This is a genomic window from Methanosarcina sp. UBA289 (assembly GCA_002496565.1).
Classification (GTDB): domain Archaea; phylum Halobacteriota; class Methanosarcinia; order Methanosarcinales; family Methanosarcinaceae; genus Methanosarcina.
Genome location: DAKJ01000008.1, coordinates 21,604 through 45,647 on the forward strand (window position 1 = coordinate 21,604; position 24,044 = coordinate 45,647).

General features: G+C 42.2%; 18 protein-coding genes. 10 read left to right on the top strand and 8 right to left on the bottom strand.

Annotated features, from left to right (window positions below; all coding sequences use genetic code 11):
- Positions 1-68 precede the first annotated feature (68 nt).
- Complete coding sequence (cax, locus tag BP549_RS02740) at positions 69-1,133, bottom strand: calcium/proton exchanger (protein WP_292372772.1); 1,065 nt, start codon at positions 1,131-1,133, stop codon at positions 69-71.
- Between the two features lie 254 nt (positions 1,134-1,387).
- Here cax and BP549_RS02745 point away from each other — a divergent pair, with 254 nt between their 5' ends.
- A complete protein-coding gene (locus BP549_RS02745) occupies positions 1,388-1,729 on the top strand; it encodes an ATP-binding protein (protein ID WP_292377939.1) in 342 nt (113 codons plus the stop codon).
- A gap of 94 nt (positions 1,730-1,823) precedes the next feature.
- Here the strand turns inward: BP549_RS02745 and BP549_RS02750 are convergent, their stop codons facing one another.
- From BP549_RS02750 to BP549_RS02780, 7 genes are all read right to left on the bottom strand, one after another.
- Positions 1,824-2,294, bottom strand: coding sequence for a universal stress protein (locus BP549_RS02750; protein ID WP_292377941.1), 471 nt, complete (start codon positions 2,292-2,294; stop codon positions 1,824-1,826).
- A 773-nt stretch (positions 2,295-3,067) separates the two neighbouring features.
- A complete protein-coding gene (locus tag BP549_RS02755) occupies positions 3,068-3,550 on the bottom strand; it encodes a hypothetical protein (RefSeq protein WP_292377942.1) in 483 nt (160 codons plus the stop codon).
- Positions 3,551-3,585: 35 nt separating this feature from the next.
- Positions 3,586-3,738 carry a hypothetical protein gene (locus BP549_RS02760; RefSeq protein ID WP_292372780.1) on the bottom strand — a complete coding sequence of 51 codons (153 nt, stop codon included), beginning with the start codon at positions 3,736-3,738 and terminating at the stop codon, positions 3,586-3,588.
- A 248-nt stretch (positions 3,739-3,986) separates the two neighbouring features.
- Positions 3,987-4,931 (bottom strand): lysylphosphatidylglycerol synthase transmembrane domain-containing protein, encoded by a 945-nt coding sequence (locus BP549_RS02765; RefSeq protein ID WP_349680997.1) that lies wholly within the window; start codon positions 4,929-4,931, stop codon positions 3,987-3,989.
- A 79-nt stretch (positions 4,932-5,010) separates the two neighbouring features.
- Positions 5,011-5,658: a DedA family protein gene (locus BP549_RS02770; RefSeq protein WP_292372781.1), complete on the bottom strand. Its 648-nt coding sequence runs from the start codon at positions 5,656-5,658 to the stop codon at positions 5,011-5,013.
- Positions 5,659-5,969: 311 nt separating this feature from the next.
- Positions 5,970-8,009: a putative cobaltochelatase gene (locus BP549_RS02775; protein ID WP_292377945.1), complete on the bottom strand. Its 2,040-nt coding sequence runs from the start codon at positions 8,007-8,009 to the stop codon at positions 5,970-5,972.
- A 21-nt stretch (positions 8,010-8,030) separates the two neighbouring features.
- Entirely contained in the window at positions 8,031-9,728 is a 1,698-nt protein-coding gene (locus tag BP549_RS02780; protein ID WP_292377947.1) for an S-layer protein domain-containing protein, read from the bottom strand.
- Positions 9,729-10,144: 416 nt separating this feature from the next.
- Between BP549_RS02780 and BP549_RS02785 the strand changes: the two genes are divergently transcribed.
- From BP549_RS02785 to BP549_RS02825, 9 genes are all read left to right on the top strand, one after another.
- Positions 10,145-10,729 (top strand): hypothetical protein, encoded by a 585-nt coding sequence (locus BP549_RS02785; RefSeq protein ID WP_292377949.1) that lies wholly within the window; start codon positions 10,145-10,147, stop codon positions 10,727-10,729.
- A gap of 38 nt (positions 10,730-10,767) precedes the next feature.
- Complete coding sequence (locus tag BP549_RS02790) at positions 10,768-12,345, top strand: WD40 repeat domain-containing protein (RefSeq protein ID WP_292377951.1); 1,578 nt, start codon at positions 10,768-10,770, stop codon at positions 12,343-12,345.
- A 37-nt stretch (positions 12,346-12,382) separates the two neighbouring features.
- A complete protein-coding gene (locus BP549_RS02795) occupies positions 12,383-14,065 on the top strand; it encodes a PQQ-binding-like beta-propeller repeat protein (RefSeq protein ID WP_292377952.1) in 1,683 nt (560 codons plus the stop codon).
- A 12-nt stretch (positions 14,066-14,077) separates the two neighbouring features.
- Positions 14,078-17,965 (top strand): cobaltochelatase subunit CobN, encoded by a 3,888-nt coding sequence (gene cobN / locus BP549_RS02800; protein WP_292377953.1) that lies wholly within the window; start codon positions 14,078-14,080, stop codon positions 17,963-17,965.
- Positions 17,901-19,574, top strand: coding sequence for a hypothetical protein (locus tag BP549_RS02805; RefSeq protein ID WP_292377956.1), 1,674 nt, complete (start codon positions 17,901-17,903; stop codon positions 19,572-19,574). The genes cobN and BP549_RS02805 overlap by 65 nt, the downstream gene beginning before the upstream one ends.
- Before the next feature lie 169 nt (positions 19,575-19,743).
- Entirely contained in the window at positions 19,744-21,492 is a 1,749-nt protein-coding gene (locus BP549_RS02810) for an ABC transporter ATP-binding protein (RefSeq protein ID WP_292377959.1), read from the top strand.
- Between the two features lie 125 nt (positions 21,493-21,617).
- Positions 21,618-22,511 carry an energy-coupling factor transporter transmembrane component T family protein gene (locus BP549_RS02815; RefSeq protein ID WP_292377962.1) on the top strand — a complete coding sequence of 298 codons (894 nt, stop codon included), beginning with the start codon at positions 21,618-21,620 and terminating at the stop codon, positions 22,509-22,511.
- The gene (locus BP549_RS02820) at positions 22,508-23,275 is read left to right on the top strand and encodes an ABC transporter ATP-binding protein (RefSeq protein ID WP_292377965.1); all 768 of its coding nucleotides are present in this window, start codon (positions 22,508-22,510) and stop codon (positions 23,273-23,275) included. Before BP549_RS02815 ends, BP549_RS02820 begins: the two co-directional genes overlap by 4 nt.
- Positions 23,275-24,000 (top strand): ABC transporter permease, encoded by a 726-nt coding sequence (locus BP549_RS02825; protein ID WP_292372803.1) that lies wholly within the window; start codon positions 23,275-23,277, stop codon positions 23,998-24,000. Before BP549_RS02820 ends, BP549_RS02825 begins: the two co-directional genes overlap by 1 nt.
- Positions 24,001-24,044: the final 44 nt, after the last annotated feature.

Genomic DNA, 24,044 nt, shown 5'->3' on the forward strand with positions numbered 1-24,044 from the left:
AAATATAGAAATACCAATATCCTGCAAGCTCCTAGTCTTTCTTGATTCTTACGCTCTCTTTTTGTTACTTATGGATGGAGGAAAGAGACCACGGCCATTATTCCGTATGTCCCCAGAAGCTGTAATCCTTCAAACCAGTTGCTTTTGCCGTCTTCAATTATGGATTTGACCATTAAGACAGCGGAGACTATGGCGGCAAGTTCGAAGGTAGTGAAAATCAGGTTCATAGGGGTCTCGAAGAAGTAACTCATAAACACCAGAACCGGTACGACAAACATAGCGATTTGAGTTGTCGAGCCAATTGCGATCTGGAGCGCCAGATCCATCCGATTCTTAATGGCGATTGTGATGGCTGAGACGTGTTCCGCGGCGTTTCCAATAATTGCTACGAAAATCATACCTATGAACATTTCTGTCCAGCCAAGGCTTTCAGCCAGAGGTTCTATGGAGCCGACTAGAATTTCACTCATAACAGCAACTGTAACGGTTGAAGCCAGAAGCACCGCAACCGATTTTTTAACGCTCCACTTGGGATTGCACTCTGTTGTGTCAGCTGTGTATAAGTACTTGTGAGTATGAAGCGAGAAAAGTAAGCTTGCAAGATAAGACACTGCCATGATGACCGAAACTGCAATACTCAAAGTTTCTATTGTCGCAGCTGAAGGATTTTCAGAAGTCAGAACGAAAACCGCAGGCATGACTATAGCGGCAGTGGCAAGAAACAGAGTGGAGGCATTTGTCTTTGCTGCTGTGGAATTGAATTCCTGTTGATCTTTTCCGAGGCCTCCAAAGAAAAACGCCATTCCCAAAATCAAAAGCAGGTTTCCAATTATGGAGCCCGTAATGGATGCCTTTACCATTTCAGTAAGTCCTGCTTGCAGGGCAAAAATGCTTATGATTAATTCGGTTGCGTTACCGAAGGTGGCGTTTAATAACCCACCCAGAGCTGGACCGGTACGTGCCGAAATCTCCTCTGTTGATTCTCCTATATATTTCGCAAGTGGAATGATTGCAAGTGAAGCTAAGATAAAAATTGCTATGGGAGGAGCATGTATGTACTCTGCAAACAAACTTAACGGTACAAAGATAAGAAAGACTTTGAAAGCCTTTCCCAGTATTTTTGTTTTTTCCATTTTAACGAACCTTCTCTGCCACTTGGCAAAGTGTTACCACAAGGCAACTTCGAATACCGGCCATTTTCATCGTATTTGTCAAAGCAAGGTTGGGAGATATTTTTTATCCCTCAAGCCAAATAGAGAGGAGCGGGAACCGAAGGAGCTTCCTATAAAGTTATAGGATTATATATTATTTTTCACGTATGCTGCTTCTATTCTTTTCTAATAATCTCATAAGTTTATCTGAGAGTCTCTTACCCAATCAGTAAATCTTGACCTGGAGTTCGCCATACACGTTACGAATAGTCTTCAATGTTCCTTCTCATTCGCTAGATGAAGCGAATAATAAAGAGGTACCTGATCGAAAAGATACCAGGCATACCCTTATAGTCTCGGATGATGGAATTGGCATGCCAGAGAATATCGATTTTGAAAATTCAGAAACACTTGGCTTGCAGCTTGTAAATATTCTGGTAGATCAGTTGAATGGTGAGATCAAGCTAAAGAGAGATAAAGGAACCGAATTTGCCATAGGGCTTAGTGCAGAAGAAAAAGGAAATAACAAAAAAGACAGGCCAGAAGGGTACGCGTCTTCAGAAAATTATCACACGTGAGTAGCGGAGTTCAGATAAGCGGGCTTCAGACAGTATGAACCTAAAGAAAAGACAAAATGTAGATGCAAGTTATAGTTTCCTGAACTCAGCCTTATTAATCACACTTCTCCCTTACAACCATAACCGGAACCTTCAAGTGGCGGACCAGTTTTTCTGCAACGCTGCCAAGAAGCAGCTTGTTCAGTCCTGTTTTTCCATGAGTGCCCATAATAACAATATCCATTTTTTCCTCCTCGGCATACCGGATCAGCTCTTCTGAGGGATTGCCTTCAAGAAGGATGGGTTCTACATTGATTCCTTTCATCTCCCCCAGGCTTTTTATAGTATTTACAGCCTGCTGTCCCTGTTTTTCCCATGCCTCCCGTATCGGCTTCCAGTAAGGATCCACACTCATAGGAAAGGAATCCCCATTAATAGGAGCAAAGTAGTCCGTTGACACCACATAGACTGCATAGACCGTCCCCCCACTCAACCGGGCAAGCTCAATTCCTTTGTCAGCAACCAGCCTGGAGCAGGCCGAGCCGTCGGTTGCAATCATTATTTTCTTAAAATTAACAGTTTCCATATAGAACCCTATTAAAATACGTGGGTTTCCTAAATTAGATTTTTGGAATGCTGCAGGAAAATGCACAGATTTTCGGAAGCTTGGATTGAAGCAAAATAATCTATGCTCTCTATTCTCGAAAACCAAAAAGGAATATTTTTAAACACCAACTTGATATGATTTTACGGTGTTTGGCAGTTGGTCGACCAAGAGAAAATTCACAATCGATGTCTAAGTGATAATCCAAAAGAGCATATATATATATGCGTTAAAGATTAAAGAATTTCTTCTCATTCATACCAGATAAGCAACAGGCATGGAATGAATTAATTAGACTGACTGATGATGAAAACAGTTATGTGAAATCCTCTTCACATCATTCTCTTGGAATAGTTTCAATATTCATGGCTTCCTAGGCAGAAACAGATGAAGATTACAAAAAAGAATTAGAAAAGGCAATAGAAATTTTCGAAACTTCAGAAAAGGAAGCATCTTACTATAATCCTGCTAATTTTATCTTCCTTTTTATCGCTCATTCCATACAATAATTTTCAAAAAACAGGAAGCTAAAGAAGAAGTGAACAAATATCTGGAAGAAGCTAAATCTGCAATTGAAGGCTCAGAGAGCGAAAAACAGCTTTTTGAGGCTGTTCAAAACCTCGCAGATGCATTAAAAGAAATCCAGGATTTGGGAAATCTAGACTTGTCTGGGATGAAAGATGAGCTTAATCTCTATAGGAAATACTGTGATCATGCTGCAGAAATAATGAAATACACTGACGAAAGAATGCGAGTCAGATATCAAAGTCAACCTTTACTACCTCACACTGCGGCAGATTTTCAATATGCACACCTTCCATTGTTCCCGTTACCTCAAGATCATTAAATTCATTTGAACCGCAAAGTACGTCCTGATTCGGGTGCGTGCCAGGGGTGATATTGCAGCTTAGAACAGTTTTTTCCCCAACCGACACTACGATTGGAAGCCTTGGGGATGCAGGATGGTTCTTTGGAAGAACTATTAATGGGGACCTGATTTCCCGAATCATGAAGAGAACACATTTAAGCCCTTTTTCAGTATTCTCATTCACAGACAGCGCGGAAGCAACAATCAGGTCATGGGGTTCCAGTCCGAGCACAATTTCTTCGTTTTCAGTCTCTAGAAAGAACTGTCCACGCGGACCTACTTTCACAATCGCCACAGTTCCTGCAGTGCCGCGCAGAAGAAGCATTTCACTCTCTTTCAGTGGAATGTCTTTAGAAGAAGTCGATTTCATGTTAAAAATAAGTATCTAAAAAATTTATTTCGTTATCAGGATTCTTCTACATTTTTAGACTGACAGGAAGGACATGTTACATTCTTTCCAATGCCCTTGAATCTATTTCCACAGTTCTTGCATACATAATCTTTAACCGGCAGCTTTCCTTCCATATCGATGTCAAATGAGTCTCCAACACTACACATAATTATTACCTCCTGGTTTTATCAAGTGGCTTACTAATAATTATATTGCCCACATATTATTACTCACACTTCTCCAATTAATACCTTTCCATATTTATTCTCTGGGTACTTTCTGATCGCAGTTTTCTCATCAGGACAATAATTTCCACAAAAACATCTAGTCTCTTCAACAATTATCCATTTTACTTTCTAACTAATTTACATTATCCTGAATGGTTTTTGACATATTGTGAAATGTCATTAACTGGTCAATGTAGTTTTCCTTCTTTTGATTTTTGCCATATTTGAAATCCTCCATAGTAAGATAGGTAAAGAAATCCTATTATGCTGCTGATTCCATAAGAAATAAAACGCTCTAAAAAAACGAAACTGCTTGCAGATGCAAGGGACAAACCAAAATACAGAAGCAAAGAGATCAGGCCTCCTTCAATTATTCCAAGACCCCCTGGAGTTAATGGTAGGGCCCCTAGCAGGAAGGACACAATTGAAACTGTTACAATCAGACTTAAAGAGAGGTCAATATTCAGAGCTAAAGCAACCAGTTTAAGACGTATTATATCAAGAACCCATACGCCACAAGATAGAAGAAGAACAGGGATAAAGGCTTGTTTAAATTGTTTCCAGTTTTTCTGTACACTCTGAAAGAGGGAATTTAATTTCATTCGATTGAACCATATTGCTATTCCTACTACCAGGAAGACTATGAAGAACAGATGGATAGATCTTAACGTTAAACGATCTATTGCAGGCAGGAATCTTATATCTAAAGAAGGGAATGAATATAGAATATAAATCGAGAAAAAAAGAACAGGAATTGCTTCAACCAATCTTTCAAAGAAGATTGTCTTAAAAGCGTTGGTATAGCTTATCCCGAAAAGTTTGTTGGCCCAGAGGATTCTGAAGGATTCTCCTCCTGCCATGTTCCCTCCAGGGGTGATATTATTTATGAATACTGCTCCGAAATAAATAGGAACAAGGCTTGTTGCTTTTAGATTGTAACCAATACAGTAGAGGACCTGCTGCCAGCGTACTGAAAATAAGTACACGCTCAACATATATACTAAGACTGCCAGAACAACATACCGTATCCGGGTTTCCCTAAGTGTTCTCAATATTTCTTCCAGAACAGGTATGATTTCTATCCAGTAACTGCGGACGAGAAACACACTAGCTGAGAGCAATAAAAGGGTCACGATAATTTGTATTAAAGTTCTTATGTTCAAGAGTGTACCTCACAAGGGTTCAGAGCCACTTTGGCAGGTCTTCACTCCATCATGTGCCTTTTGGGTCACGTTTACTCTGAATATATGCAATAATGCCTGGAATTAATAAAGCAATAATTACTCCAACTGTTAAAAAGCTGAAGTTATTCTTTACAACTATCAAATTCCCAAAAAAGTATCCTCCAAAAAGGAACGACATTACCCATAAAACTCCCCCAATGATATTGTAGACAATGAATGTCGAATAGGGCATTGTTCCAATTCCTGCTACAAACGGCGCAAAGGTACGGATAACGGGGATAAAGCGAGCTAGAATTATTGCTTTCACCCCATACTTTTCAAAAAATAAATGTGTACGGTCAAGTTGTTCCTTTTTAATAAACCGTATATTTTCATTACTTATTACTCTATTTCCTAAGAATTGACCTGTATGATAATTGACAGTATCTCCTGCAACGGCTGCAAGACATAATACAACTAATAAAGTAAATAAGTTGAATGAGCCACTGGCAGCCAGAGCTCCGGTTGCAAAAATGAGAGAATCACCCGGTAAGAAAGGAGTTATCACCAGACCTGTTTCACAAAAAATAATAGCGAATAACAGTAAATATGTTAATAAACCGTACTCGTTTGTTATTTCGCTTATATGAGCGTCCAGATGCAAAAATAAATCGATGAGATAGCTTTGATCTACCATGTTGATGCTCTATAATTTACGTTTCTTATATATTGGCTAAAATAATTCTTCAGCTTTATATCTTTCCTTGCTTATCATAACTACTGTTTATGCCTGTTAACTGCTGAATCAAAAAAATGGAGGTGGAAGTAAATCTTCCTCTTCTCACCTATGCATTTCATAATACACAGGTAAGCTTAGAAAACAGCCATTAAGCAAAAATACTCAAAGGCAAAATATCAACTAGTAACGAATTCACGACCAAAACAGTATCAGGAACCGAAATACTTGAAGAGCTGATTCTAAAAATTAAAATTGCTTTTCTAAAATAATTAAAGATTGAAAGGAGTTGAAGATCGAACAGCTTCAATTATTGAATCTGCCTTTAGGTTCTCAAGTGCAAGATATCTGGCTCCAAGAGCACTGGAAATTTCCTGAGCAAGCCCGAACTTAATCATGCTGCTTTCCGTATCAATAACTGCCGATTGTATGCATTCCTTTCGGAACATAGAAGCTATTGTTTTCGTCTCCTGGATAGGAGATTCTCCATTCATACTGACATTTGCCCTTCCGTCAGAGATCAAAACCATAAAAGGACAGGTATCAGGATCGCGGCGGAGTTCTGCCTGTATGGTTTCATAGCCTTTCATCAGCCCATGGGAAAGGGGAGTCTTTCCTCCAGTTGGCAGCTCCTCCAGATACTTTTGTGCCATTTCTACACTGGAGGTTGGCGGAAGCACTAGCTCTGCCCCTGCGCCCTTAAAAGCAATAAGTCCGACCTTGTCACGCTTCTGGTAGGCGTCCATCAGCATTGAAAGTACTGCACCTTTAGAGGCTACCATTCGCTGCTGAGCCCCCATAGAACCACTGGCATCCACAATGAAGAGTACAAGGTTGCCTATCTTTTTCTCTCGGATTTTTTTTCGAAAATCCGAGTCGTGAATTGTTATGGAGTTTCCGTTTTTTTCCCTTATAAGCTGGTAAGGCGCAGCTGCCCTCAGGGTGGCATCAAAAGCAAGATCCGTGGTTTTTTCCTCGGGAATCTTGCTCTTTATATACCTGCCCTGTTTGGATTTTGTCAGGGTTTTGCTACGCCGACCTGATCCCTTTCGCTTATTTCTACGAAAATCGGGTGACAACTGCTTTATCTGATAACTTTCCCCTGTTGCAAAAATTGTTTCTGAGGAAGCATCGGGCTGTTCTCTGGTGCTATCCTGTGAGGAATCCGACTTCTGATCTTCGGGCTGGGCCTGTGCTTTCTCTGAATGCTCGTTATGCTCTTTTTTTTGCGGTTTGCTTTTGTTTTTTTCCTTTTCTTTTTCTTTTTGCTTTTGCTTTTCTCTCTGTTTTTCGAGGCTCTCATTCAGTTTATCCTGCTTGTCAGAAGGGTTATCAAAAGGCTTTCTGCGCATACGGTGAGGGAGGACTAATTCCGCAGCTTCTTTTACATCCTCTTCAAGCACCTCAGTCCTCCCGTTGAAAGCCGCAAGCGTGATTGAGGTTTTCATCATTGTAATGTCGGCTCTGTGCCCATCGACCCCCATATCAACACAGATTTGGCTGATTAATTCAAGCATGTCATCTGAGATCCTCACTTCAGAAAGTAATTTCTGAGCCAGAAGAATCTGTCCGCACAGTTCGGACTCTGTGGCCTGCCAGTCTGCTGCAAAAGCTTCAGGATCATTCTCATAGCTGAGCCTGTATTTAATAAGTTCCACTCGTCTGGCTACATCCATAATTCCCTTTATATCTACGCATAAACCGAAACGATCAAGCAACTGGGGTCGAAGCTCCCCTTCTTCAGGGTTCATGGTGCCTACAAGCACAAAATTCGCAGGGTGGGAAAAGGAAATTCCCTCTCTTTCAACAGTGTTTACTCCCATTGCTGCAGAGTCGAGGAGCACATCTACAAGATGGTCATCCAGAAGATTAATCTCATCCACGTACAGAATACCCCTGTGCGCATGGGCAAGTACACCAGGCTCAAAGCGTTTTTCTCCCTTCTTGATTGCATGCTCGATATCAAGAGTTCCTACAACCCGATCTTCGGTAGCACTTACAGGTAGATCCACAACTTTCATTTTCTCAAAAGAGATTTTGAGAGTTCCTAATTTCACTCTTTCCAGGCATTCTTCACACATTGTATTTGTATCATGAGGATTACAGCGGAATTTACAGCCTTCAACTACCTCGATTTCAGGCAGGAGATTGGCAAGAGCCCGGACTGCCGTTGACTTGGCAGTGCCCTTTTCACCTCTAATCAGAACCCCTCCTACTTTCGGATTTATAGCGTTCAGGATCAGAGCTTTCTTCATTTTTTCCTGTCCGACTATTGCAGTAAAAGGGTAAATAGTAAGTTTATGGTTTCTCATAATTTAACCTCAGTATATCTTTCAGTTTCCGAGAAGGTATTCCTCAACACTCATAACCGGAATAGTCCACTGAGTGGTTGTAGGAAGAATAGAATCCACTTTTTCCACCTTATTCATGAATGGGAAAAAAGTAACATTGAGATTCCCTCCTGTCTTCTTTTCAAAAGAGCCAAGGTGAATTTCTTCTGTGACCTCGAGATTAGAACCAAAGTTGAGAGCATTTTCATTTTCAAGCCGGATATTAGGGGAGGTTTCAACAACCGTAAGTGCTCCGAACATTTTTCCGAGCTTTATTTCAAGAGGGCTTTCAGAAAAGTGTAGAGGATATTTTAGAGCTACACCTGAGTTTTCTTTTCCTTCCAGGACCTTATCCACATATACGGAAAAGAGGGGAATTTCAATACCATTAATGGTTTTGTTATACAGGAGAGTATGTGTACCAAGATCAGCCGAATTTCCTGGAGAGATTATGCTTGAGTGAACCGCAACATTGTTTCTCAAAACCGTCAGGTATACTTTATCTGATTCTATACCATCTACTTTCAGGGTGTACCCTTCTCCAAGATCCCATTCTTCACCGGAGTAGAGACGTCTGTCATTGTCATCATCCATGAGGATGTTAACAATTCCCTGCTCGTTTCCAAGCCATGCATACTTCTCTCCATCCCACCCAAGCGCAGAATATCCGCCATCAAAAGCGTTTTCTCCATAATCCTTCATCTCCGGGTTTTGGTATGGAATCCTGACAGGTGAAGATTCATAAACCAGACCGCCTTTCGGAATCCAGTCCTTTTCGGCATCAAGGTTAAGTTCAAGTCTTTCTGTACTGAAATCGTCTTCAAGATCATAATAGAGCATACCAAAAGAATCAGCTGTCCAGACGCAGGAATCTGGAGAAGAGTCCGAACGATCTACAGTTAAAGATGTGCCTTTTATCTGATATGACTTGATAACATCTTTAGTCATATTGTAAGAACATACCCTATAGACATTATCAGCTACTCTGAAATCGATCAAATTTTCAAGAATTGTTACATAATCTCCAGGGCTCATTCGGATAGGCACTCTATTTTTAAATTCGATCTTTTCACTTGTAGCCTCAGTGACCTCAAAATTTCCATACTTGTCCCCAACGTTGATTTCGATAGGTGCAGTCGAATACTGGTTTACGCTTGTAAGACTTACAATTGGATCCTTACTGTCAAGGACCTGTTTAAGAGTTCCTTCTAGAATCACATACTCGGTGCCGTTTATTTTATCTGTGAAATTAAATTTTGAGCCTTCATTAAGGGATTTGCTGGTAACAGGAAGAGAATCTTTCTGAAGCTCAAGAAGAGCAGAATCATTGTTTATTCCCTGCAGCACCAGCTTGTAACCGTTCCCGAGATCGTAATCATTTCCCCGCTGAAGATCCCGACTTCCGAAACTTATCAGATTTTCACTGATCAATCCATCTTCAAAGACCCTGTATTTCTTTCCGAAAAAGCCAGTTGAACCAGAGGTGATTTTTGAAGTATACGTTGCATCCCCGGTCTTGATAAGCCCGTCTTCGGAGAAATAAAGTTCCAGTGACTCATAGTATGTGCCAGTAGAGGTCGAATAGTAAAATCCGGGACAATTTTCCCCATTGAGTATTGTATGCTCTCCGGCTGTAATATTTATTAAGGGCCCTCGCTGTTCAATAGCACCTTCCACAGGAGTGATAGCAATTATGAGCATTGAAATAAGCAAAATAATATAAAAATTGATAGAAATTCTGATTTTTTTATCACTAATAGTCATAAAAGTTAAAAATATTGTAGCAATATATATTAATTTCGTTTTTTGAAATATATATCCAATTAATATATTTTTAAAAAGGCCTTGAAATCGGAGTGAACACAAAGTAAATAAGGTTGATTCCCTATAATACGAGGTCAAAATAAGGTAAATAATTGGCACTATTGATGATGAAATTTGGAAAAATACCTCAAAACGAACTAATTTTGGAAATGAAAATAGAAGGAGATAAACTTATTATCAAAAAGAAATTTGCTTAGATATAGTAGCCATAATTTTTATTTTATTATTACTATATGTGATTAATAAAGAATATTTTCGAAATATTTATTAATCACCTCTTATATGGGTCAATTATGATTTCCAGAAAGACTATACTATTCGGATTTATAGTCCTGAGCCTCACAGGCTTGATAATTTATTCTCAAACCGTGCCAGAGAAAAAAACTGTGTATCAGGAAAACTTTGAAAATTGTAATTTTGAAGGAGAGCTTCTTGAATGCAAAGACGGGGCACTGTATCTTGATACAACAAATTCAGCACAGACAGGAGAAGGGATCTGGAGTAAAAATGTGAGTGTATCTCCAGGAAAAATTTCCTGGAACTGGAACGGACAGGATCTGGATAAATTCAGTCTCTGGTTAAAAGTGACCTTCAGTGATCACAAATCCATTTATTATGTTGCAGCAGGGAGCATGAATCCTCAATCTGAAGGCGAATATTATCGAGATCAGGAAAACAGACGGCGCTTTTCACCATCTGTTGTAATCTCAGGAATTCCGATGAATACAGTTGAAAGAGATCTCGTTGAAGATTATGAAAAATACTGCGGGCCTGCTGAAAATATAAAGATTGAAAAAATGAGTGCAGGTTTTGGAGACAACAGTACGCAACATCAGAATATTTTGAGGATCTCAGACCTGAAGATATACGGGCAATGATAAAAGGCAATCAAAGGAGCCTGAAAAGGAGTATGAAAATGAAGAAGAGTAGTTTTGTGCTGGTAATTATATTTTCATTTATTTTTCTGGTCTGTTCGGGATGTACATCTTCACATATCGTAGCCTCCGATGAAAAGGAGGATAACAGTAGTGGTGAGATCTCAAAAAGTGAAGAGGTTCAGGCAGGCAATAGCGAGAGTGATCAGGCAAGCAATTCCCTGAGCCAGGAGAATATAACTTCCTCTGAGAAAGCTTCTCCTTACCGTTACTGGGAGTATGAACTTGGAGATATAAGCCCGGAAAATCTCAGTGAAGGAAGATCGAGTATCCAGGACTGTGTGGCGTATTCACATGATGGAAAGTATGTAGCTGTCGGGACCGGAAAAAACCTGGCAGTTATTGATGTGTCAGGCAAAAATCCGTTATGGGAAAAGACCTTAAGCGGAAATGTTTCAGATATTTCGTTCTCGAAAGATGGGAAGTATCTCCTTGTAGGGGAAAGGAGTACCGATGGATACATCTATTCCCTGGATGCTGGCACAGGGACTGAAATTCACAGCTATAGAAGCGCCGATGACTTGGGAACCAGTGAAAACCCAAAATACCAGCCTTGCACATACAAAATAACGGCTGCTGATAATGCTGTGTACATTGCAGCAGGCAGATACTGGAAAGAATCCGGATATGGGCTGGCTTCAAGGGTGTACAGGTTCAACCAGGATGGCACTCTTTCCTGGAAACTGCCGGCAAGTGAAAATTATGCCCGGAGTGTAAACTGGATTGATTCAAGCCAGGACGGAAAAAATGTGGTTTTTTCAACCGGGGATTGGACAAATTCCCTTGAACTTGATGCCGTCGTCTACTCCGTGGATGACAGCGGAAATCTCCGCTGGAAATATGAAATTCCACCTCTTAAGCCTTACTTTGTTTCTGCAGCCATTTGGCACGGGCTTGATGTCTCAGATGATGGGTTCATGGTAACTGCCTATACAGGGGATGGAAGAAAATACCTGTTTTATGATTGCGAGATGATAAAACCCGGAGACGGGAGAACATCATGGGACATGAAAAACCCAGGAAACGACTGGAGGACATCATGGGAAACCGAGGAATGGCAATCCAATGTGACAGTTCCAGAAGAGATAGAGGGAAGTTACATCTATACCTATGGGGAAGAAGCAAAAATCTCCAGTAAAAATGAAACACTTTACCTTACAGGAGCCACACTTCCTGCGTATTATCCCGGCGACATATCGATAGTACATCCCCTTGAGAATACTCTTGTATCAAGTGATGTTGAGAAAGGAGACACTTCCTGGACTTATTCCCTTGGAGGACGCTGTGCAGGGATTTTCTTTTCTCCAGACACCAGATTCTTTGTCCTGCCAGTAAGGAAAGATTCGTCCTCAGGTAATACTCAGGTTCATGGAATTCATGTTTTTGACAACCAGAAATCCGGAAACGGAAATTCAAGGTTAATTTGGAAATATAACACCGAGGGCGTTATTGTAGATGCTGCGATTTCTTCCGACTGCACAGTTGCTGCAGTTGAAGCCCCTCTTAAGCTTGGAGATGGGGATGTAATTGGAAAACACAGGTTAATAATTGTCAGGTGAGAAAATGAAATGGAAAATTTTGATAGTCCTACTTATTTTGACTTTAATCACTTCCGGGTGCACTGAAAAAAGCAGGGAGTCCGAGAACAGTACAGTTGCTCAGGCTTCCGAAGGTGTCCAGGGCATAGAGGAAAGTAGTAATTCGAAGGTTGGAGTACCCATAGATTCCATAGTATTTTCCAGGACCGGAGCCCTGATTACTTTAAAAGAAGAGGAAGACATATCACAGGTAAAAATTTCTTCTACCAATAGCTCGACAGAGTCGATAGATATTGAAAAAAAAGATAGCCAGGTCTTTGCAGCTTTTGACTGGGAACCTAAGAATCAATATAAATTTGAAGTAATCACAGGGGACGGGGCAAAAAGCGCTCTGGAAGTGTATGCTCCTGAAAAACCTGCTTTGAAAGAGGAGTACGCTATAGAACTTGAGGATGTAACTCCCGGACCTATCGATAAAACCTCAGCAAATGTCGAAGGTGTGACAAAATTCTCTCCTGACAGCAAATACCTTGCCATCGGAACTCATGGAGGTTCCCTGAAACTTATAGAACTTGCAACAGGTGAAAAGGTCTGGGAAAAACAGCTTGTTGAAGGCATAGCTGATGCAAGAATTGCGGATATAGAATTTTCAAAGGACGGTAAAAACCTGATTGTGGGAGAAGAGAGCCCTGATGCTTTTATCTATTGTTTTGATTTAAATGGGGCGGAAATCTGGAAATTTGGAGCAGGACAAGACCTAGGCTCAGACCTTGACCATTTGCCAGCCATGAAAAAAATGAAATTGGATTCAAAAGGGAATATCTATGTTGCTGCCAGCCGAGCCTGCGGCTACATAGGAGAGAAATATAAGTACCTGGGCAGGATTTACTCTTTTGACCCCGAAGGCAAGATGCGTTGGAAATTCCCTGAATCCGAACTTATGGACATTGGAGTTACCTGGATTGATACTACCCCTGACGGAAAATACGCTGTCTTCGGCACTACCTCTTTCACAGAAGGAAATAAATGGAAAGATGGGACAGCGCATGTTCTGGACGGAAATACCGGAAAAGAGGACTGGAACTACTCAATCCCACCTCTTGAACCCTTCTTCGACTATTCTGCAATCTGGTACAGTACCCAGATTACTCCTGACGGGGAAAAACTGATAACAATGGCCAGTGATGGACGAGCCTTTTTATTTGACAATTCCGAGATCATGGAAACGGGTGTCCCGGAAGCAAAATGGCAGGCAAATATTTCAACCCCGATTTTAGTAAGCGGAGTCCCCATTTACGGCAGTTCGAATTATGCCTATATTATCAACAATACCTTTATTTTCTCAATAGGCAGCACCTTCTCCAAAGATAAGAACAATGAGGCTCCTATAGAACATCCCAATGGGAACAGTCTCTTTGCCTATGATACTGACGGAAACCTGCTGTGGAAATGGAGACTTGACGGCTATGCAGGGGAATGTGCACTGAATGATAAGTATCTCGTTATTCCCATAGCCCAGAACCTGGTAACCGAGGACAGAAATGTCCACGGAGTGTATGTTTTTGACATATCAAAAAGCGGAGGCTCAAACTCCAAACTTGTCCAGAGCTATAATACCGAAGGGCTTACGGTATCTGCGGATATCTCCGCGGATGGCAGGTACATTGCAGCCTTGGAAGTTCCTGCAAGGCTTGATGACGGCACTGTACTCGGAGATTATAAAGTGCATATTCTTACATGAGAGGGGAAAAACATGAAAATTGTTTCAATAACCTGGAACTCCTACATTCCCGCTCTCCTCAAAGCAGCCAACAATCTTGGCATAGAACTTGAAGCCCACTACTCAAAGCTTCTGGAAGAGAATCCCGAAGAAGCCGAGAAAGTGCTTCTTGCATGCGAACATGCTGATGCCGTCTTTATATACTATATCTCAAATCCTTTCTGGGAAGAGTTCTATGAAAAGCTTGAGCCATTAAAAGCGAGGATACCTGTAATCTGTGTAGGAAGTGACCCCTCAGCATTTGCCCTCTCGTCAGTGAAACTTGAGATTGCAGCTACTTGTTTTTCTTACATAATTTATGGAGGGCAGGAAAACTTTTCCAATATGTTGCGCTACCTCTTAAAGGAAGTTCTGGGATTTGAGCTTGAAGCAAAGCCTCCGGAAAAGATCCCATGGGATGGAATATACCACCCGGATGCAAAGGAGACCTTCTCAAACTTTAGAGAGTATATCAACTGGTACGGGTCTTTGAGAGAGAAAACCGTGGGTCTGCTTATCTCCAGGACTTCCTGGGTAAACAATGAACTTGAGATAGAGAAGGCTTTGATAAAAAAGCTCGAAAACCTCAACCTATCAGTTGTCCCTGTTTTTGCATATCCTTTAAAAGACGAAGAACTTGGTAGCAGGGGCATGAATGAGGTCATAGGGGACTATTTCATAGAAAACAGCAGGCCCATTATAGATTGCCTTGTAAAACTCTCTCCTTTCTTTATTGCAAGCAACAAAACCGAAAAGAGAGATATCTCCTGCGCAGCAAACGGCATAGAAGTCCTGAAAAAGCTTGACGTCCCTGTTTTCCAGCCTGTAATTTCGCATTATATGACTGTTGAACAATGGCAAGAATCAATGGGACTAAACACGGAAATTGGATGGAGTGTGGCTCTCCCTGAGTTTGAGGGCGGAATTGAGCCCATCATAATAGGAGCAGGCAAAAAAGAAGGAAATTACATGGGGCGTTTTCCCATCGAAGATCGCTGCTCAAAACTTGCGTCCAGAATAATGAAATGGACCGAACTCAGGAAAAAGCCGGTCAACCAGAGAAAAGTTGCCTTTATCCTACACAACAGGCCCTGTACAGGAGTTGAAGGTTCGGTAGGGGATGCTGCAAATCTTGATTCTCTCGAAAGCGTGGCAAGAATACTGAACAGGATGCAGGAAGCGGGTTATGCCGTCAATCCTCCTGAAGACGGAAAAGAACTTATTGAAACCATCCTCAAGAGAAAAGCAATTTCCGAATTCAGATGGACTCCCATTAACGAGATAGTGAAAAATGGCGGGGTTCTAGCTTTTGTAGAAAAAGAAGAATATGAGAAGTTTTTCAACACCTTGAGCCCGAAGGTAAGGCAAAGAGTGATTGAAAGTTGGGGAAGCCCTCCCGGAGAAGAAGTAGATGGCATTCCTGCTGCCATGGTCTATGATAACAAGATCGTTGTGACAGGAGTGCAGTATGGAAACACTGTGGTCTGCGTGCAGCCAAAGCGAGGATGTGCAGGGGCAAAGTGTGACGGAAAAGTCTGTAAGATCCTGCACGACCCTGAGGTTCCGCCAACCCACCAGTACCTTGCGACCTACAGGTATCTTGAAAACACTTTTGGAGCCGATGTACTCGTACATGTGGGAACCCACGGGAATCTTGAGTTCTTGCCCGGGAAAGGAGTTGGGCTTTCAGGAGACTGCTATCCTGACATAAGTATAGGGACAATCCCTCATCTGTATATTTATAATTCTGACAATCCCCCTGAAGGCACGATTGCCAAACGCCGAAGCCTTGCTTGCCTGATAGACCATATGCAGACTGTAATGACCTCAGGAGGGCTTTATGAAAACCTGGCTGAACTTGACAGGCTGCTTGGGGAATATGAACAGGTGAAACACGACAAGGGACGGGAGCATGCCTTGAAGCACCTGATTCTTGACGAGATCAAAAAATCGAATTTTGATTTCGAAATAAAAGCCGATCACCAGACTCCTTTTGAAGAAATAATAAGAAGAGCGCATGAGGCTCTTGGAAAAATAAGGAACAGCCAGATCCATAATGGGATGCATATCTTCGGACAGCTTCCTGAAGGCGAGAAAAAAATTGAATTCATAAACTCGATTTTAAGGTACGATGACCAGGGAAGTGTGGGAAACAAAGTCTCGATTAGAAGATTGATTGCCGAACTTCTGGAACTTGACCTTGATGAACTGATCTCTGACCAGAGCCGGATTTCCAAGAACGGGAAATCAAATGGACAGAGGCTTGAAGAAATTGATTCTTTTTCTAAAGATTTTATAAGGATGTTTATAAATAATCCTGAAAAAGAGCCAGCCTGGATAATTAAAGAAATTTTTAAAGAAGGAAGTTTTGTAGAGCAGAATATCAAAGAAAAAAGTTTCAAAGAGCAGAATGTCAAAGATCTGAGTATAAATTCCGCATTTCTTCAGGATGCTGCCTCAATCTGCAATAGAATCCTTGACCTTGAATCCAGAATAGACAATTCCCTGGAAATTGAAGCTCTTCTTCACGGCTTTGATGGAGGATACATCCCTGCCGGCCCTTCAGGTCTTATCATGCGCGGAAGAGATGATGTATTGCCAACAGGCAGGAATTTCTATTCCCTTGACCCAAAAAAGCTTCCTACAAAAGCTGCCTGGAGAGTTGGACAGCAGCTCTCAGGAGTTCTGATTGACAAGCACATCAAAGACGAAGGCCGGTATCCTGAGAATGTGGGATTTTACTGGATGGCAAACGATGTAATGTGGGCGGATGGAGAGGGCATGGCTCAGATTATGAGCCTGCTCGGGGTTGAACCGATCTGGCTCAGTAACGGACACCTGAAAGGGTTTTCTGTGATTCCCCTTGAAGAATTGGGCAGGCCCAGAATAGACGTTACTATCAGAATTTCCGGAATTCTGAGGGATAATTTTCCAAACTGCCTTGAGGTTATAGATGAAGCAATTCAGACCGTGGCTTCTCTTAACGAATCTGAGGAGATGAATTATCCAAGAAAACACAGCCTTCGGATGATTGAAGCAGGAGCGGATTCCAGGGATGCCACTTTAAGGATCTTTTCAAGCAGGCCCGGGACTTATTCGGCCGGGGTTCAGCTTGCAGTCTATGCAAGTGCCTGGAAAGATGAAAAAGACCTGGCAGACATCTTCCTTTACTGGAATGGGTATGCCTACGGAAAGGATGTAAAAGGCAAGGAAGCCCACACACAGCTTGCTTCAAGCCTTAAGACTGTTGATGCCACCTTTAATAAAGTGGTAAGTGACGAGTACGACCTTTTAGGATGCTGCTGTTACTTTGGGGTGCACGGGGGTCTTACAGCCGCAGCCAAACAGGCTTCTGGAAAAGAGGTAAGGGTTTACTTTGGAGACACGAGAGAGCCTCAACACGTTGAAGTTCGGGACATGGCTGACGAATTGCGCAGGGTGGTAAGAGCCAGGCTTTTAAATCCTAAGTGGATTGAAGGCATGAAACAGCACGGATATAAAGGCGCACAGGACATCTCGAAAAGAGTAGGAAGGATCTATGGCTGGGAGGCCTCCACCCAGGAAGTGGATGACTGGATTTTTGATGATATCACAAAGGCCTTCGTGCTTGATGAAGAAATGCGCCGCTTCTTTGAAGAGAACAATCCCTATGCCCTGGAGGAAATGTCCAGACGGCTTCTGGAAGCACAGTCAAGAGGGCTCTGGAACCCTGATCCCAAACTCTTAGAAGAGCTGAAAAAATCCTACCTCGAGATCGAGAGCTGGATGGAGGAACTGGCCGGAGAAGGAGAATTTCAGGGTGGGGCTGTTGACATAGTTGGTTTTGAAGATGTCCCTGACTGGAATGCGAAAATGCAGGAAATCCGAAAAATCCTCAAATAAGAAAAAAGGTAGCGGAATGAAGAACCTGGCTTTTCTCCCCTTTGCACTTCTCTTCCTCGCACTTGGGCTGATAGTACAGCCCGCAGCTGCACAGCCTCAGCAGGAGGACTTCAAACCTGAAGATATGACCACGTTTATAATTCAGGTTCCGCATGGTGTAGAAGAGAATGGAATTGCAGTCGGGGGAAGTACCCTCTCTGCATACCTTTTTTTTGAAAGCTATTATGACGGCAATATGAATGTGACAATGGAATTTGGTTTACCTGAGGGTTTTGTGCTTCATGAGCCTTCGGTTCATACATTTTCGCTTCAGACCGAGTATGATGACTGGTACAGGCTTGTTGAGTTTTATATACCTCCGGATACGCCCTGTGGAACCTACACCATAACTTCAAAAGCGGTCATTGAGGTAGAGGGCACAAAACATACTATTGTGCGTACAACCCAGCTTAAAGTTGCTTTAAAAGAAGAAGTCGCAGATGAGGTCTCAGTATCCCAAATCATAATACCGTCAGATGAAGACGGATATGGAGATCCAAGCCATCCCTCCAACACTCTGGTTGTCCAGGAAACTTCCCCTGCACTCAAAAAGTTGCTGAAGGTTACAGACCTCAAGACAGAAAAAGAAGATCTCATTTCAACCTTCATGGGGATAGAGCTTACCAATACCGGAAATAGTACAATTCCTGTCATGGTCACATATGATATTCTTGACACAAAAACCGGGGAGCCTGTAAAAGCATTTAAACCTGATATTATGGGAATGAACGCAGACACAGTGTGTTATGCCACTGTAACCCTTTCTCCAGGCTCAAATTCGCTGATAAGCCTTCCTTTATATATATCTCAGGATGCGTTGGGAGGAGACTACCTTCTCAGGGTTAAAGTAAAACTCACAGGCAGCGACTGGATTGCAGTAACAAAAGATCAGAAAATTACTGCAATCTCAAGGCGATGGGGACCTATAGTAACTACATTTACTGCCTCTTTACTCGGACTTACTGCTCTGGGCTTTTTTTTCTCAAGACCCGGAAAAATAATGGACAGGTTTAAAACCCGCAACCTTGTGCTGATTGCCCTTTTTGGCACGGTTTCCTTTACAGTGATAAACCTGCCAATGACCATTCTGTGGGAATTATCCCATGCAATCTTCGGGCCATTCAGTTTCTTGTTCACAGGCCTCTTCAATGAGATTCTCCTTTACATGCTGATTGCCTCTCTTGTGGTTCTGATCCCAAAACCCGGGGTTATAAGCCTTTTTATGATGGTCAGGTTTTTACTTGGGGGTTTCATAACAGGGAGTTTCACTCCTATAACATTCATAACGCTGTCCGTCAACGCAATAATGCTGGAGCTTATGTTGTATGCTGGAGGTATAACCGGTAAAAATCCAGCTCCAGATAACAGGTTCAGAATGGGGATTCTTTGCGGATTTGCTGACATGGTCGGTGGCTATGTGTCCTTCAGTGTTTGGATGGTCCTCTACAGACTTTTCTACAGCGACTGGTACATAACCGCAAATATCTTGATCGACGGATTCCTCTACACCTTCATAGGAACCTGGTTTGGAATAAGCCTTGGAAATAGACTGAAAAAGGTGGCAGAATGACGCGAACTTTGGTCAGCTTTTCCTTTGGAAAGGCTTGCGCCGTTACTCGGGGTTTTCGCTCAAGCCCAACCGTTGCGCCGGTTGATCACGCCGTCACGTCGTTTTCGCTCAAGCCTTTTTTAAAAAGGCTTGCGGGCAAGCAGTTTTTTCAAAAAGGTTGTGATGGGGAATGATACAAATAAAAGATCTTTGGTACACTTATCCAGGAAGATCGGAGCCGACTTTAAAGGGAATCAACCTTAGAGTCGAAAAAGGAGAATTTGTTCTACTCACAGGGCCTACGGGGTGTGGAAAAAGCACTTTATTAAAAACATTAAATGGGATAATTCCTCACGAATCCGGAGGGACATTTTCAGGTAGTGTGAAAGTCAAAGGGCTGGAAACCACCGACTCAAACCAGATGGAAATCTCGAAAGAAGTAGGCCTTGTGTTTCAGAACCCAGATGACCAGATCTTTTCTACAACCGTTGAAGACGAAGTAGCCTTTGGGCCTGAAAATCTCTGCTTTGAGCAAAAAGAAATCGATAAAAAGGTAGAAGAAGCCCTGCAAATCGTAGGGATGTCCAGCCACAGGCTGGCTTCCACGAATTCACTTTCCGGGGGACAGAAACAGAGAATCTGCATTGCAAGTATGCTTGCAATGACGCCTGAAGTACTTGCCATGGATGAACCTGTAAGTCAGATGGATCCTATGGGCACGCACGATGTCCTGAATACGGTAAGAGAACTCAACAGGAAACTGAAAACGACTATCCTGCTGGTTGAGCATAGACTGCACGAGCTTGCACCCTTTGTAGACAGAATTGTCATAATGGACGACGGAAAAATAGTCTTTGATCAACCTGCCTCAAAAGCTTTTGATCATATTGAGGTTTTTTACAGGCTTGGGCTTCGAATTCCTGAACCCGTCGAACTCTGCCACAGCCTTGGGATCAAAGCCAGCCCATTGAGTGTCAGCGGAGCTCTTGCCGTACTGAACAGTGAAAATTTTAAAGAAAATACCAGGATCTCTCAACTCCTTTCGAATCCAGAAGGAAATCCATATGCCAAAAACAGTTCAAGGAAAGATTCCATTGAAAATGATTCCATTGAAAACAATACTTCTGAAAACAATTCTTCTATTATTTCCATTCAGGACCTATGGTCAGGATACGAGAAAAATAAGATGGTACTGAAAGGGATAAATCTGGAAATCTATAAAGGTGAGAGAGTTGCGGTTATGGGCACGAATGGTTCGGGAAAATCAACTCTGCTTTTACACCTTGCAGCCATTCTCAAACCAGATAAAGGAAGTGTGAAGGTTTTTGGGGAGGATACAAGGTCCAAGAATCCATACTCCTTTGCAGGTAAGGTCGGATTTGTATTCCAGAACCCTGACCTCATGCTCTTCTGTGATTCAGCTGAGGAAGAAACAAGGTTTGGACCTGTTCAGTTAAAATACAGCAATATTGAGGAAAGGGTAAGGGACTCTCTTGAAGCTATGTCAATTCTGCATCTCAAGCATGACCTTCCTCAGGCCCTGAGCCGGGGGCAGAGACTAAGAACTGCCGTTGCCTCGGTGCTGTCAATAAACCCCGAACTCATTCTTCTCGATGAACCCACAACAGGGCAGGATAGAGTGAATATAGAACAGATGATGGATTTTTTCAAAAATAACAATTCGACCCTGGTTTTCTGTACACATGATATAGAGGTAGCCATGTCCTATGCTACAAGAATCCTGGTGATGAATGAGGGACAGATAATAGCAGACGGGAAAGGAAAAGAAGTTATAAAAGACACTGAAAGCCTCAGGAAAGCCTCGCTTACCCAGCCCCCGGTTGTTGAGATTGCCAATCAGCTTGGAGTAAACGCATTTTCAGTTAAAGAACTTGTTAAAACGCTGACCTCCAGAAGTGTTGAAAGGATAAAGTGCTGAAAGAATAAAGTGCTGAAAGAATAAAGTGCTGAAAGAATAAAGTGTTGAAAGGATAAAGTGCTGAAGGAATAAGTTGTTGAAGGAATAAAGTGCTGAAAGAATAAAGTGTTAAGGGGATATGCCGGATGATAGGTGCAAGATCAATTGCAGAACCTACAATTAAAGATACGGTTATTCACAGGATGGATCCAAGGGCTAAGATCCTTATTCTGATTTCCACAGTTTTTGTTGCTGTGGCCCTGGATAACCAGAAAACGATGTTTTTGTTGTTTCTGATTGTACTCTCAGGATTCGTACTTGCAAGAATGCCGGCAATAAAAATTAAGACCCTGGTGTTACTGCTCGTACTTTTGATATGGGGGACTATTTACTCACAGGCTCTCTTTTATTCTCAACTCCCGAGAACTGTAATTTTTACCATAATAAATCCTGATTTCCCGATCCTGGGCTGGCTGACAGGCGGCGGGCTGTTCGTATACGAAGAGGGACTCCATCACGGCGCAATTCAGGGTCTGAGATCGGCTTCAATCCTTTCTCTCGGACTGTTGATGTGCTGGACCACGGACTCAAGAGATATGTTAAACGGTCTGGTAGGGCTTAGGGTTCCTTACAGCGTAGCGTTTATGGTGATCACAGCAGTTAGATTTTTACCAATAATAATCACCGAAGTAACTACCGTGATAACAGTCCAGCGGCTCAGGGGATTTAATCCGAAAAAGTTCGGATCAGGAATCATAAAAACATTACTCAATATATTGACTCCGACTCTTGCAAACTGTGTAAGGAGAACCGGAACCCTTGCAGTTTCAGTTCAGAGTAGGGCTTTTCGGGCAAATCCCGACCGAACCTCTCTCAAAAAGCTGGAGTTTTCAAACCTTGATAAGATAGTGGTTGCAGTCTGTGTTTCTGCAGCCATAGGTGTTGTGATCATAAAGCTTGTTTACAATATGTATACAAGCGGAATTTATTATACTTCAGGTTTAAGACCTGTTTATGCAATTGCAGGAGGATACCTGTGATAGAAATACGAAAATTATCCCGATCCTTTGGAAACCTAGTTGCTGTGGATAATCTGGATCTTGATGTTGAAAACGAGATTTTCGGCCTTCTTGGCCCCAATGGGGCAGGAAAAAGTACGACCGTTATGATGCTTACAACTCTACTAAAACCCAGCAGTGGCACTGCAAAAGTCTGCGGGTATGATATCGTAAAAGAGTCCAAAAAAGTAAGGTCAAAGATAAGCTATGTTCCTCAGGATATGGCAGTTGACCGAAAACTCACAGGCAGGGAAAATGTACAGCTTTATGCAAAACTGTATGGTATCCCTGACAGAAATTCAAAGGTGGAAGAAGTGCTTGAAATGATGGGGCTTTCAGACCGTGCGAATGATCTTGTTGCAACCTATTCGGGAGGAATGCGCCGGCGTCTTGAACTTTCTCAGGCCCTTGTGCATGAGCCTGAAGTTCTGTTTCTTGACGAACCCACCCTTGGACTAGATGTGAGTGGCAGAAAGAAGATCTGGGAGCACATCAGAATGCTTAAGGCCGAAGGAATGACCATCTTCATGACAACACATTACCTTGAAGAGGCTGAAAAATATTGTAACAGGGTTGCCATTATTGATAAAGGAAGAATTGCAGTTGTTGGCTCTCCTGAAAACCTAGTAAGCGCCATAGGGAAAGATGCCTCCCTTAATGACGTTTTTCTTGAGAACGTTAAAACCCCTGAAGAACAGGCAGGGTTTAATTCAACCCAGTTTAGAAACCTTCTGAGGCGAAGATAATGAGAGCAGTCTTCTATTATTTTGAAAGGGACCTTGTAAAATGGTTAAGAGGAAAGGTAACCGTTATTTCCTCACTAGTAATGCCTGCAGCTTGGCTGGTATTTGTCGGGCTGGCCCTGCCCACAAAGTTTACTGATAATTATCTTGAGTTTATCACGCCTGGCATCCTTGTTATGACCATGCTCTTTTCCTCCCTGCAGGGTGGGTCTCTTATGATTTTTGATAAAATACTGGGATTTCTTAATAAGTTCTTGGCCATGCCTTCTCCAAGAGAAAGTATACTGTACGGAAAAATTCTTTTTATCAGTGTCAGAGGCATGATGCAGGCAACAGTGATTTTCCTGATGGCTACAGTTTTCGGAGTAAGAATCCTGAACCCAGTACATATATTCCTGATATATCTTACACTGTTCATGTTTTCGGTATTTTTCTCTGCTCTCTCTACTATGATAGGGTTGTATTTAAGTGACCATGACAGCTATTCGGCTGTTAACAGCATGATCAGTATGCCTTTATTCTTCACCAGCAGTGCGCTTATGCCCTATGATGTCATGCCCTCCTGGTTAAGGATATTGGCAAAGCTCAATCCGGTAAGTTATGCAATAGACAGCATAAGAACTATTTTTGAAGGAGGGATACCTGTTCAGGGGCTCGTAGGTCTTGCTATAGGAGCCGGGATTATGGTGCTTCTAGGGACGTATCAGTTCAGGAAGGCCTTTGTCTGAAACTTAGAGGATTATCAATAGAATTATAGTCTTCAACGCAACTT

What these genes read in the sequence shown, in the direction of transcription:
- cax (WP_292372772.1), bottom strand. Translation starts at nt 1,133, where the DNA reads ATGGAAAAAACAAAAATACTGGGAAAGGCTTTCAAAGTCTTTCTTATC.
- BP549_RS02750 (WP_292377941.1), bottom strand. Translation starts at nt 2,294, where the DNA reads ATGGAAACTGTTAATTTTAAGAAAATAATGATTGCAACCGACGGCTCG.
- BP549_RS02755 (WP_292377942.1), bottom strand. Translation starts at nt 3,550, where the DNA reads ATGAAATCGACTTCTTCTAAAGACATTCCACTGAAAGAGAGTGAAATG.
- BP549_RS02760 (WP_292372780.1), bottom strand. Translation starts at nt 3,738, where the DNA reads ATGTGTAGTGTTGGAGACTCATTTGACATCGATATGGAAGGAAAGCTG.
- BP549_RS02770 (WP_292372781.1), bottom strand. Translation starts at nt 5,658, where the DNA reads ATGGTAGATCAAAGCTATCTCATCGATTTATTTTTGCATCTGGACGCT.
- BP549_RS02775 (WP_292377945.1), bottom strand. Translation starts at nt 8,009, where the DNA reads ATGAGAAACCATAAACTTACTATTTACCCTTTTACTGCAATAGTCGGA.
- BP549_RS02780 (WP_292377947.1), bottom strand. Translation starts at nt 9,728, where the DNA reads ATGCTCATAATTGCTATCACTCCTGTGGAAGGTGCTATTGAACAGCGA.
- BP549_RS02785 (WP_292377949.1), top strand. Translation starts at nt 10,145, where the DNA reads ATGATTTCCAGAAAGACTATACTATTCGGATTTATAGTCCTGAGCCTC.
- BP549_RS02790 (WP_292377951.1), top strand. Translation starts at nt 10,768, where the DNA reads ATGAAGAAGAGTAGTTTTGTGCTGGTAATTATATTTTCATTTATTTTT.
- cobN (WP_292377953.1), top strand. Translation starts at nt 14,078, where the DNA reads ATGAAAATTGTTTCAATAACCTGGAACTCCTACATTCCCGCTCTCCTC.
- BP549_RS02810 (WP_292377959.1), top strand. Translation starts at nt 19,744, where the DNA reads ATGATACAAATAAAAGATCTTTGGTACACTTATCCAGGAAGATCGGAG.
- BP549_RS02815 (WP_292377962.1), top strand. Translation starts at nt 21,618, where the DNA reads ATGATAGGTGCAAGATCAATTGCAGAACCTACAATTAAAGATACGGTT.
- BP549_RS02825 (WP_292372803.1), top strand. Translation starts at nt 23,275, where the DNA reads ATGAGAGCAGTCTTCTATTATTTTGAAAGGGACCTTGTAAAATGGTTA.